Source organism: Agromyces aureus, assembly GCF_001660485.1.
GTDB classification, from domain to species: domain Bacteria; phylum Actinomycetota; class Actinomycetes; order Actinomycetales; family Microbacteriaceae; genus Agromyces; species Agromyces aureus.
In genome coordinates this window covers 870,676-882,775 of sequence record NZ_CP013979.1, presented here as the reverse complement: position 1 = coordinate 882,775, position 12,100 = coordinate 870,676, and the positions used below count along the sequence as shown (strand labels likewise).

Here is a 12,100-nt window from a genome sequence, read left to right as displayed (position 1 = left end):
GGCCGACCCGGCGCGTGCCCGGTGCCCGGTCAGCCCGGCTGGCGCACGTGCACGAGCTGCACGCCGCCCGCGGCGATGGCCTCGCGGATCGCGTCGCCGAGGTCCTCGAAGCGCTCGACCCGGCGCCCGGTCGCGCCGAACGCGGTCGCGAGCGCAGCCCAGTCGGGTTGCACGAGCTCGACCCCGATCGGGCGGATGCCGCGGTCGACCTCGTTCTGGCGGATCTCGCCGTACCCGCCGTTGTCGACGCACACGACGGTGAGGTCGAGGCGCTGCTCGACCGCGGTCGCGAACTCGTTGACGGCGAACATGAGCGCCCCGTCGCCCAGCACGGCGACGACCGGTCGGTCGCCTTGCGCGACGCGCGCACCGATCGCGGCCGGCAGGCCGTAGCCGAGCGTGGCGTAGGTCGGCGTGTAGAGCAGCCCGTGCGGGCGGTCGCGGCGCAGCACGCTCGCGAGCGCGAGGTAGACGATCTGCGACGAGTCGCCCGCGACGATCGCGTCGGCCGGGATCGCGTCGGCGATCCGCTCGGCGAGGTCGACCGTCGCGGGTTCGGTCGCGCGCACCTCGGCGGCGATCGCGGCGCGCGCCGCGGTCTGGTCGGGTGCCTGGCGGTCGGAGGCCGTGTCCGCGGGGCCGAGGGCCGCGACGAGGTCGTCGAGCACGGCCGCGCAGTCGCCCAGGAGTCCGACGGTCGCGGTGAGGTTCTTGTCGATCTGCGCCGGAGCGATGTCGACCCGGATGACGCGTCCGCGCGCCTCGAGCGACGGAGCCCACAGTTCGGCCTCGCCGAGCTTGGAGCCGAGCACCACGAGCACGTCGGCGCGCTCGGCGACCTCGCGGGCGGCGGCGAGGCGCAGGTTGGAGCCGAGCGAGAGCGGGTGGTGCTCGTCGAGCACGCCCTTGCCGTTCAGCGTCGTGAGCACGGGGGCGCCGAGCCGCTCGGCGAGCGCGGCGACCTGCAGGGCGGCACGGGTCGACCCGCCGCCCGCGACGATCACGGGCGACTGCGCGCCGGCGAGCAGCGTGGCGGCCTCGGCGACGGCCGCGGCGTCGGCACGCGCCGGAACGGGTGCGGGTCTGGCCGCACGGGCTTCGGCCGCGACATCCGCCGCCGATTCGAGCACATCGAGCGGGATCTCGATGTGCACGGGGCGCGGGCGGCCGGTGCGGAACAGGTCGAACGCGTCGTGCACGGCCTCGACCGCCTCGGCGGCGGTCGTGACACGACGCGACCACTCGGCGATCGCGGCGACCATGGCCGAGGCGTCCTTGGTCTCGTGCAGCGTGCCGACGTCGCGGAACTCCTCGCCCAGCGCGACGCCCGGCGAGAGCACGATGAGGGGGCGCGACTCGCAGAACGCGGTGCCGATCGCGCTCATCGCGTTCTGCAGGCCGGGGCCGGAGGTCGTGATGACGATGCCCGGCAGGTCCGTCTGCTGGGCCCAGCCGTCGGCGCCGTAGCCGGCACCCTGCTCGTGGCGGTTCGTGACCGCGCGGAAGCCGAGGTCGGCGAGCGGCCGGTAGAGCTCGAGGTTGTGGGTGCCGGGGATGCCGAACACCGTGTCCACGCCGTACGCGCGGATCGTCTCGAGCACCGCTCGTCCGGCGGTCTCGGCGTACGGCGCGGCGAGCTGCTCCATCGTCTCGTCGAGCAGTGGCTGGTTCATCTCGGGGCTCCTTCCGTTCACGCCCGGTGGCGGCGTTCGCCGTCGACCCAGGTCTCGAGCACGGTGATCTGCGTGATGTCCTCGGGATCGACCGCGAGCGGGTCGTCGGAGAGCACGGCGAAGTCGGCGTGCTTGCCCGCCTCGAGCGAGCCGAGGTCGTCTTCCCGCCCGAGCGAGACGGCGCCCTCGTACGTGTGCGCGCGCAGCGCGGCCGCCGCGGTGATGCGCAGGTCGTCGGGGCCGAGCCGGTGCCCGCGACGCGTCACGCGCGTGACCGCGGTCTGGATCGCCTCGAGCGGGATCGGGTCGGCGACCGGGGCGTCCGACGAGATCGTCACCGGAACTCCCGCGGCGACGAACTCGCCGAGCGGGTTGAACCGCTCGCCGGGCGTGCCGATCGCCTCCTCGACGCCCTCGCCCCAGTTGAAGTAGTGCTGCGGCTGGTTCACCGGACGGATGCCCGCCGCGGCCATGCGCTGGATCTGCTCCGGCGTCGGCAGCCCGCAGTGCTCGATGCGGTGGCGCGCGTCGGCCTCGGGGCGCTCGACGAGCGCGGCCTCGATGGCCGACACGACCATCTCGATCGCGGTGGGCGACTGCGCGTGCGTCACGGTCTGCAGCCCGGCCGCGTGCGCTTTGCGGATGAGCTCGGCGTACGCCGCGGGCTCGTGGTAGAGCTGTCCGGTGCGGCAGGGGTCGCCGACGTAGCCGTCGGGGAAGTACGCGGTCCACCCGCCGAGGGTGCCGTCGGCGTAGAACTTGATGCCCGCGAAGCTCAGGTGCGCGTTGCCGAACTGGCCGACGAGCCCCATCTCGAGGGCGTCGTCGAGCAGGTGCGAGAGCAGGTACATCGACACGCGCAGGTCGAGGCGTCCGGCCTCGGCAAGGCGCAGGTACATGTCGAACTCGCGGCGAGAGACCTGGGCGTCGCCGATCGCCGTGACGCCGCCCGCGAGGAACCGCTGCGTCGCGAGGTCGAGCTGGCGCAGGTGCTCCTCCGGCTCGTCGGCGAGGTGGAAGTTCGGGCCGTGGTGGCCGACCTTCACCCCGTGCACGCCCGTGAGGATGTTGCACGCGGCATCCGACAGCTCCCCCGTGAGCTCGCCGTCGGCGTCGCGGAAGAACTCGCCGCCGTCGGGGTTCGGGGTGTCGCGGTCGACGCCGGCCCGCTCGAGCGTGACCGAGTTCACGACGCCGCCGTGGCCCGAGGCGTTCATGAGGTAGACCTCGCGGTCCGTCGCCACCTCGTCGAGTTCGAAGCGGCTCGGATGCCGCTTCTCGGCGAGGTTGCGCTGCTCGTAGCCGTAGCCGCGAACGGGGCGCCCCGCGGGCAGGTCGGCCGCCGCTGCCGCGAGCAGGGCCACGATCTCGGGGATGCTGCCCGCCTTCGCCGGACCGCAGTCGACCCAGGTCATCATCTGCCCGTACATGAGCGGATGCGCGTGAGCGTCGACGAAGCCGGGCACGATCACCGCGTCGCCGAGGTCGACGCGCTCGGCCGCGAGTCCGGCTCGCGCCGCCGCGGCCTCGCACTCGGCGAGCGTGCCGATGGCGAGGATGCGTCCCCGGTCGGCCAGCATCGCGGTCGCGGTGGTGTCGGCGGCATCGACGGTGTGGATGCGGCGGGCGGTCAGGATCCTCGGCGCCGTCTGCACGGGCCGGTCGAAGGCGGTCAGCTTCCTCACGGGAGGGTCGTCGCCGTCGTGTCGGTGCGGGCGTTGAACGAGGCCGTCACGGGCGCCTCGTCGGAGTGCTGCGGCGCGAACCTGGTGCAGATGCCGGCGATCACGGCCATGCCGGTGAACATCGCGATGACCGACCAGATGCTGCCGGTCGACGCGATGAGCTGGGTCGCGAACCAGGGCGAGAATCCGGCCCAGATCGCCGCGCCGACGCCGTACGACAGGGCGATCGAGGTGTAGCGGGCCTGGGGGCGGAACATCTGCGCGAGGATCGCGGCGATGGGCGCGTAGGTCGCGCTCATGGCGATGCGCACGAGCGACGCGAAGAGGAAGATCAGCGGTTCGACCCGGCCAGGCAGGATCAGCATGAACGGCACGAACGTGAGCACGGAGGTCACGAGGCCGAGGTACATGATGTTCTTCCGCCCCCACTTGTCGCCGAGCCAGGCGATGGGCAGCGTGACCACGAATTCGATGAACGAGGCGATCGTCATGGCGTCGAGGATGATCTGCGCGTTCATCGAGATCGGCTCCCCCGTCGCATACGCCGTCGCGAAGGTGGTGGCGAGGTAGTAGCCGCCGGTCGAGATCGGCAGGATGCCGATGCCGAGCAGGATCGGGCGCCAGTTGGTGCGCAGCGCGAACGCGAGCGGCATCGACTGCTTGCGGCCCTCGATCTTCTGCTCGAAGACGGGCGACTCCTCGACGCGGTAGCGCACCCAGAGGCCGACGCCCACGAGCACGATCGAGAGCAGGAACGGGATGCGCCATCCGCCGTTCATGATGAAGTCCTCGCCGAAGCGGGACATGATCGCGAAGATGCCGGAGGCGAGCAGCGCGCCGGCCGGGTTGCCGAGCTGGGTGAAGCCGCCGTAGAACGTCTTGGACTTCTCGGGGGCGTGCTCGACGCTCATGAGCACGGCACCGCCCCACTCGCCGCCGACCGCGAGGCCCTGCACGGCCCGCAGCAGGATCAGCAGGATGGGTGCGGCGATGCCGATGGTCTCGTAGGTGGGCAGGCATCCGACCAGCACCGTCGCGACGCCCATGAGCAGCAGCGTGATGACGAGCGAGACGCGACGGCCCAGCTTGTCGCCGATGTGCCCGAAGAGGATGCCGCCGATGGGGCGCACGAGGAACGCGACCGCGAACGTGGCGAAGGCTGCGGCGGTCTCGGCGAGCGGGTCGCCGCTCGGGAAGAAGAGGGGTCCGAAGACGAGCGCTGCGGCGGTCGCGTAGACGTAGAAGTCGTACCACTCGATGGTGGTGCCGACGAACGCCGCGATGCCGGCGCGTCGCGCTCGGCTGTGCGTGGTGGTCATGGCCGCTCCTTTGCGGATGAGACGGTCCGGCGGGGAACCACCGGGTTGGACGACGCGTTGGATGCTACGAGCGCGAGCGGGCATGCCGCAACCGCGGAAGTCCAGTCGAGAGGACCTTCGACTGTTGATCTGTACTTCGGATGCCGCATCTGACCTTTCCCGTCACGTTCACCGCGTTCTACACTGACGAAATGGCGATCCGCCGTACGTTCCGAGGTATCTGACCGATTCGAGGCCGACATGGCGAACTTCGACGCCGACCTGATCCGCGCGCTGCAGGACGACGGCCGCACGAGCATCCACGACCTCGCCGCCGCGGTCGGCCAGCCGCGCGCCGCCGTGTCGTCGCGGCTCCGCGCCCTGCGCGCCGACGGCATCGTCCGCGTCGTCGCGGCCGTCGATCCGGCGTTCCTCGGCCAGCACGTGCTCGCGCACGTCGCGGTGCGCACCGACGGCACGACCGAGGCGGTCGCCGCACACCTCCGGGACCTCGATGAGACCGTCTTCGTGTCGGCGACCGGGGGCTGGCACGACCTCGTGACCGAGATCCGCGTGGGCACGATGCCCGCCCTGCACGGGCTGCTCGCGCGCATCCGCTCGCTTCCGGGCGTCGCCGACATCAGCACGCTCATCTACTCCACCGTGATCAAGGGGTTATTCGTCTCGGAGTACCGCGGCGGCATCCGCATCGACACGACCGACACCGCGCTCATCGAACTGCTGCAGACCGACGGGCGCGCGAGCTTCCGCGAGCTCGGCGAGGCGGTGAGACTCTCGCCCTCGGCGGTGGCGACGCGCGTCGACCGGCTCATCTCGGGCGGCGTCATCAAGATCAGCGCGGTCGAGGCCCGCGGCCTCACGCAGCGGCAGCTGGCCCTCGGCGTGGGCCTCAACCTCGCGGGCGACGACGACGCCGTGATCCAGGCGATCCGTTCGTGGCGCGGCGTCGACTTCGCCGCGAGGTCGCTCGGCCGGTTCGACCTCATCCTCACCCTCGTCGAGCCGTCGGCGAGCGCGCTCTACGCGAGCCTCGAACGCATCCGGGCCCTGTCGGGCGTGCGGCATTCCGAGTCGTGGTTCCACCTCGCGGTGCTGAAGGAGGACTACGCACGCACGCTGCGCCCGGCCGACCTCACGGCGGCGAGCGCGGCGACGAGCACCGCGACGGGCCCGGCCGCGAGCGTCGGCGGCGAGCCCGACCGCGACGGCGACCGAGACCGCACCCGCCTCAGCCGATGACGTCGCCGGCCTGCACGACCGTGAGCCGCTGCGTGGGCCGGGTGAGCGCGACGTAGAGCCGCTTCCACGTGGCCGCCGAGACGGCGTGCGGCTCGGGCATGGGCGGCACGGCGACGACCACGGCGTCGAACTCGAGGCCCTTCGCGTCGTCGGGGGTGCCGACCCAGAGCCGGTCCGACGCCGCGTCGGCCTCGGCCGCGTGAACCTCCCGCAGTGCCCCGAGCATGCCGAGCGGCGCGATCACGCCGACGGTGCCCTCGCTCTCGGCGAGCGACTCGACGGCCGCTCGTGCGGCCGCGGCGCCCAGCTCCGGCGCCGGCACGCGAACGACGCGCGGCTCGTGCTCGCCGTCGCGGGCCGAGGTCGGCTCCGGCACACCGGGGTCGATGCGGCGCAGCACGCCGGTCGCGAGACGCATGATGCGGCCGGGCGTGCGGTAGTTGACCGTGAGATCGGTGCGGCTCCACCGCGGCACCTGCGGGTCGAGGAGTCGGGCCCAGGTGAACGCGGAATCGGTCGCCGTGTACTGGTTCGCGTCGCCGACGAGGGTCATCGAGCGCGACGGGCAGCGGCGGATCAGCGCGCGCAGCAGCATCGGGCTGGTCTCCTGCGCCTCGTCGACGATGATGTGCCCGTAGACCCACTCGCGGTCGGCCATGGCCCGCTCGGCGGGCGTGCGGCCGTCGCCCGCGACCTGCCGGTCGGCGAGCGTCGAGGCGGTCACGATCGAGACGGGTGCTGCGAGGTGGTCTTCGTCGGCGTCGGCATCGGCCACCATGTCGAGCACGTTCTGCGCGTAGGCGAGGTCGACGGCGCGGTCGGCGCGGGCGCGCGTGGCCGCCGCCGCAGCGGGGCGCGGGTCGTCGCCGAGCAGCTCGGCGAGTTCGTCGACGAGCGGGATGTCGGCGGGGGTCAGGCCGTGGTCGCGGGGGCGCAGCAGCGCCGCGCGGAGCGCGGGGTCGAGCGACGGCAGTACGGCGTCGAGCCGCTCGGGGTCGCTGAACAGGTCGCGCACCACCTCGACGGGGTCGAGCAGGGGCCAGAGCTCGTCGAAGAGCTCCTGCACCGCGGGGTCTTCGGCCCAGTCGGCCCGCCGCTCCCAGTCCTCCATCGCCGATGCGCCGTGCTCGACATCCTCGAGTCTCAGGATCTCGGTGAGGAGCGCCTTCTCGAACTTCGGGCGAGCGGCGTTGTGCGGGGTGCCGCCCGAGCGGCCCCGAGTGCGCACCCGGTGCAGCAGTCGGCCGTCGAGCGTCATCTCCTTCAGGCCGGCGGGGCGCAGCACGAGGGTGCCGTCGTTCGGCACCTGGAACCCGCGCACGGCCTGCTTCAGCGCATCGACGATCTCGAGCCGACCCTTGAACTCCGCGGCGAGCGCGGGCTCGGTCGCGGTCGCCGCCACACCGGGCAGCAGCGTGCTCGGCGTGACGAGCACGGCCGAGTCCTCGCCGAGTGAGGGCAGCACCTGCGAGATGTACTCGAGGAACCGATGGTTCGGGCCGACGATCAGCACGACCGACTTCGCGAGGCGGTTGCGGTGCTCGTACAGCAGGAAGGCGGCCCGCTGCAGGGCGACGGCCGTCTTGCCCGTGCCCGGGCCGCCCTGCACGACCAGGGTGCCGGCGAGCGGGCCGCGGATGATCGCGTCCTGCTCGCGCTGGATGGTGCCGACGATGTCACCCATGTGCTGGGTGCGCGGCTTCTCGAGCGCGGCCATGAGCGCGGCGTCGCCGCTCGAGACGTCGGCGAGATCGGCGGGGTCGTCGAGGTCGACGAGCAGCGGCTCGTCGTAGACGGCCGTGACGGTGCGGTCGGTCGACGAGATGCGACGACGGGCCCGCACGCCGTCGCGATGCAGGGGCGTCGCCGTGTAGAAGGGCCTGGCGACCGGTGCACGCCAGTCGATGAGCAGTCGCTCGCCGTCGTCGGGGTCGCTCAGGCCGATGCGGCCGATGCGGTACCGCTCGCCCTCATCGGTCTCGACACCGCCGAGCAGCAGGCCGTACGACGCGGTGCGCAGCCCCTGCAGCCGCTGCGCGTGGTGCGCGACGAGCGCATCGCGCTCGGTGAGGTTCAGTTCGTCGCTCGGTCGGCCGAGCATCGACTGCAGGTACGCGGCCTCCTGCTCGACGAGCCCGGCGACGACCTCGCGGATGTGGTCGAGCGCCGCCTGCTCCTCGGCGATGGGCGTGGTGGAAGTGCGGTTGGTGATGGCGGTACTCCTCGTGCGGCGGACCGTCAATTCTACCCGCGAAGGATGCCGCGTCGGCCCGCCCCGGCATGACGAAGGGCGGATGCCCCGAGACATCCGCCCTGCGCCCGTCGCATTCGCTACGTATGCCGCTTCGACGTGACCGCGCGCTGCAGCAGCACGAAGACCAGCAGGATGCCGCCGGTGATGATCGTCGTCATCTCGGGCGGGATGCCACCGTCGCGCGTGATGAGCACGTTCATGAGGCCGAGCACGAGGGCGCCGACCACGGATCCGAGCACGTAGCCGTACCCGCCGGTCAGCAGCGTGCCGCCGATGACCGTCGCGGCGATCGCGTCGAGCTCCCAGCCGATGCCGGTGATGTTCTGGGCGATGCCGAGGCGAGACGTGTAGACCACCGCTGCGACGCCCGCGAGCGTACCGCTGATGACGTAGACGAGCACCTTCGTGCGCGGCACCGCCAGACCCATGAGCGCCGAGGAGCTCTCTGAGCCGCCGATCGCGTAGACCGTGCGCCCGGTGCGGGTGCGGTGCAGCACGAAGAACGCGCCGAGCACGACCAGGAGGGCGATGATCACGCCTGGAGTGATGACGACGTCGTTGACCTTCGGGCCGTCGATCAGCTTGAACTGCTCGCCGAGCCAGCGGATCGGGGACTCCTCGGCGAGCCGCTCGGGCTGGGTGCTGAGCAGCGACGCAAGACCTCGGCCGAGGAACATCATCGCGAGCGTCGCGATGAACGGCTGCACGTTGAAGTACTGGATCAGGATGCCGCTCGCCAAGCCCATCGAGGTACCGATGAGCACCATCAGGAGGATCACGATCCACGGATTCCAGCCGGCGTTCGCGAGCATCACCCCGGCGACGCTGGAGAGTGCGATCACCGCGCCGACCGAGAGGTCGATGCCGCCGGTGAGGATCACGAAGGTCATCGCCACGGCGAGGATGATCAGGTGCGCGTTGTTGATCAGCAGGTTCGACAGCGTGTTGTACTGCAGGATCCGGCCGTAGGCGAGTTCGCCGTAGATCACCATTGCGATGAAGATGACGATGGCGGCGACGGTCGGCAGCACCGACGGGTTGGACGCGACGACTCGCTTGACGCGGGCCACGAGCTTCGAGACTCGGGACTCCTCGACGGGAGCGTCGACCTGGGGCGTCTGCACGATGGTCATGCGGAAACCTCCTGCTTCGACTGGGCGGCGGTGATCGACTCGGTGCGCAGCTGCGGGGGCTTGCGCCGTTGGACGAACCAGCCGCGCACCCGCTCCGACTGCAGCAGGCAGAGCACGACGATCACGATCGCCTTGAAGGCGGGGGTGGCCGACGACGAGATGCCGAGGAACACGATGGTCTTGTCGAGCGTCGCGATGAGCAGGGCGCCGACGACGGCACCGCCGATGGAGAACTTGCCGCCGGCGAGCGACGTGCCGCCGATGACGACCGCGAGGATCGCGTCGAGTTCCATCTGGTAGCCCGTGCGGGAGACGTCGACCGTCATCACGGTGCCGACCGACATGATGCCGGCGACGCCCGCGAGCACGGCGCTCAGGATGTAGACCGTGAGCAGCAGTCCGCTCGGCTTGATGCCGGCCATGCGGCTCGCCTTCGGGTTGATGCCGATCGCCTCGATCATGAGGCCGAGTGCGCTGCGGCGCACGACGAGGGCGACGACGCCGACGATCGCAAGGGCGAGGAGAAACACGACCGGCAGCCCGATGATGAAGCCATTGGCCACCCAGCGGAACGCATCGTTGGTCGCCGAGGTGTTCTGCCCCTCGGTGATCACCTTCGCGATGCCGCGGCCTGCGAGCATCATGATGAGCGTGCTGATGAACGGCTGGAGGCCGATGTAGGCGACGAGGATGCCGTTGATCGCGCCGAGCACCGCGCTCACGAGGAGCGCGAGTCCGATGGCGCCGAGTGCGACGCCGAGCGAGCCGGACTGGCCCGCCTCCTTCATGAAGACCATCGCGACGGCACCCGAGACGGCCATCACCGAGCCGACCGAGAGGTCGATGCCGCCGGTGGCGATGACGAGCGACATGCCGACGGCGATCATCAGGATCGGGGCGGATGCCCTGAGGATGTCGACGACGTTGCCGACGAGGTTGCCGTTCACGGGGTTGACCGTCACGGCGAGGTAGCTCGGGTCCTTGAGGACGTTGAGGGCGAGGAGCGCGAAGATCGCGATGATGCCCCAGAAGTACGGCTTGCGGATGAGCTCGCGCAGCCAGTTCGTGTGAGCAGCGTCGCTCATGATTCCTCCTCCGTCGCAGCGAGCGCATGCGCGTTCGCGTGCGGGGCCTCGGTCGGGTGCAAACCCGCCTCGGCATCGATGATGCCACTCTCGGCGGCCGCCTCGACACCGTGCGCGGCGATGACGTCGACGACGTGCTGGGCCGTGATCTCGGGGCCGTTGACGATCTCGCCGATCTTCTGGTGGTCCTTCAGCACGACGATGCGCTCGCTGAGGCGCACGACCTCCTCGAGCTCGGAGGAGATGAAGACGACCGAGACGCCGCTCTCGGCGAGTTCGGCGACGGCCTCCTGGATCTCGGCCTTCGCGCCGACGTCGATGCCGCGGGTGGGCTCGTCGAGGATCAGCAGCTCGGGATTCGTCGCGAGCCAGCGGCCGAGCAGCACCTTCTGCTGGTTGCCGCCGGAGAGGTTCTTGATGAGCCGGTTCGGATCGGAGGGCCGCACGTTCAGGGCGGTGATGTACTTCTCGACGAGCTCGTCCTGTTCCTTGCGCGGGATGGGCCTGGCCCAGCCGCGCTCGGCCTGCACCGCGAGGATCATGTTCTCGCGCACGGTGAGGTCGGCGATGATGCCCTCGTCGCGCCGGTTCTCGGTCGAGAACGCGATGCGCTTGACCAAGCCGTCGGCGGGGCTCTTGATGTCGACGCGCTTGCCGTGCAGCGTGACCTCGCCCTCGTCGGCGCGATCTGCGCCGTAGAGCAGGCGTGCGAGCTCGGTGCGGCCGGAGCCGAGGAGGCCGGCGAAGCCGACGACCTCGCCGCGGTGGACGTCGAGATCGGTGGGCTCGATCGAGCCGCGACGGCCGAGGCCCTTCGCCGTGAGCAGCGGCTCCTCGGCGGCGTAGTCGCGGTCGTCGACGCGGCGGTTGCCGCCGAGCGACGACAGCGCCCCGAGGTCCTTGCCGATCATCTTCGAGATGAGCGCGTGGCGATCGAGGTCGCGGGTGAGGTACTCGCCCTCGTACTTGCCGTTGCGCAGGATCGTCAGGCGGTCGCTGATCGCGTAGATCTGGTCGAGGAAGTGCGAGACGAAGAGGATGGCGACGCCCTGGTCGCGGAGCGAGCGCATCACGCGGAACAGGCCCTCGACCTCGGCCGCGTCGAGGCTCGAGGTCGGCTCGTCGAGGATGAGCACCTTCGCCTGGATCGCCATGGCCCGGCTGATCGCGACGAGCTGCTGCATGGCGATCGACAGTGTCGAGAGCGGCTTGTGGGTGTCGAGGTGCTCGAGCCCGAGTCGGGCGAGCGCCTCGGTGGCGGCGGCGTGCGTCGCACGCCAGTTCACGCCGATTGCCCCGCGGATCTCGTGGCCGAGCATGACGTTCTCGCCGATCGAGAGGTTCGTGACCAGGTTGACCTCCTGGTACACGGTGGAGACGCCGGCGCTCTGCGCATCGCGGGTGCCGTGGAACTGACGCTCCTGGCCCGCGACGACGATCGAGCCGCCGTCGATCTTGTAGACCCCGGTGAGGGCCTTGATCAGCGTCGACTTGCCGGCGCCGTTCTCGCCCATCAGCGCGTGGACCTCGCCCTGGAAGAGGCGGAAGTCCACCCCGTCGAGGGCTTTGACGCCTGGGAACTCGATGGAGATGTCGCGCATCTCCACGATTGGCAGTGCTTCACTCATGGCATTCGCATCCTGTGCCTCGGCCGCGGGTGGGCGGCCGTTCAATGGAGCGGTGCGGGGTCGCTCGAGGAGCAGACCCCGCAC

The 12,100-nt window shown here is 70.9% G+C and carries 8 protein-coding genes; 1 reads left to right on the top strand and 7 read right to left on the bottom strand.

The window, feature by feature from the left end:
* Positions 1-29: 29 nt before the first annotated feature.
* From ATC03_RS03685 to ATC03_RS03675, 3 genes are read right to left on the bottom strand one after another with little or no spacing between them, the layout of a single operon-like run.
* Positions 30-1,673: a thiamine pyrophosphate-binding protein gene (locus ATC03_RS03685; protein ID WP_227820225.1), complete on the bottom strand. Its 1,644-nt coding sequence runs from the start codon at positions 1,671-1,673 to the stop codon at positions 30-32.
* 17 nt (positions 1,674-1,690) lie between these two features.
* Positions 1,691-3,358, bottom strand: coding sequence for an amidohydrolase (locus ATC03_RS03680; protein ID WP_067873235.1), 1,668 nt, complete (start codon positions 3,356-3,358; stop codon positions 1,691-1,693).
* Positions 3,355-4,677, bottom strand: coding sequence for an MFS transporter (locus tag ATC03_RS03675; protein ID WP_067873232.1), 1,323 nt, complete (start codon positions 4,675-4,677; stop codon positions 3,355-3,357). The genes ATC03_RS03680 and ATC03_RS03675 overlap by 4 nt, the downstream gene beginning before the upstream one ends.
* Before the next feature lie 240 nt (positions 4,678-4,917).
* Here ATC03_RS03675 and ATC03_RS03670 point away from each other — a divergent pair, with 240 nt between their 5' ends.
* Positions 4,918-5,916 carry an Lrp/AsnC family transcriptional regulator gene (locus ATC03_RS03670; protein ID WP_084003264.1) on the top strand — a complete coding sequence of 333 codons (999 nt, stop codon included), beginning with the start codon at positions 4,918-4,920 and terminating at the stop codon, positions 5,914-5,916.
* Here ATC03_RS03670 and ATC03_RS03665 read toward each other — a convergent pair.
* From ATC03_RS03665 to ATC03_RS03650, 4 genes are all read right to left on the bottom strand, one after another.
* The gene (locus ATC03_RS03665) at positions 5,906-8,158 is read right to left on the bottom strand and encodes a HelD family protein (protein ID WP_152030856.1); all 2,253 of its coding nucleotides are present in this window, start codon (positions 8,156-8,158) and stop codon (positions 5,906-5,908) included. The genes ATC03_RS03670 and ATC03_RS03665 overlap by 11 nt on opposite strands.
* Positions 8,159-8,247: 89 nt before the next feature.
* Complete coding sequence (locus ATC03_RS03660) at positions 8,248-9,303, bottom strand: ABC transporter permease (protein WP_084003262.1); 1,056 nt, start codon at positions 9,301-9,303, stop codon at positions 8,248-8,250.
* Positions 9,300-10,388: an ABC transporter permease gene (locus ATC03_RS03655; RefSeq protein WP_067873229.1), complete on the bottom strand. Its 1,089-nt coding sequence runs from the start codon at positions 10,386-10,388 to the stop codon at positions 9,300-9,302. The genes ATC03_RS03660 and ATC03_RS03655 overlap by 4 nt, the downstream gene beginning before the upstream one ends.
* Positions 10,385-12,016, bottom strand: coding sequence for a sugar ABC transporter ATP-binding protein (locus ATC03_RS03650; RefSeq protein ID WP_067873226.1), 1,632 nt, complete (start codon positions 12,014-12,016; stop codon positions 10,385-10,387). The genes ATC03_RS03655 and ATC03_RS03650 overlap by 4 nt, the downstream gene beginning before the upstream one ends.
* Between the last annotated feature and the right edge of the window lie 84 nt (positions 12,017-12,100).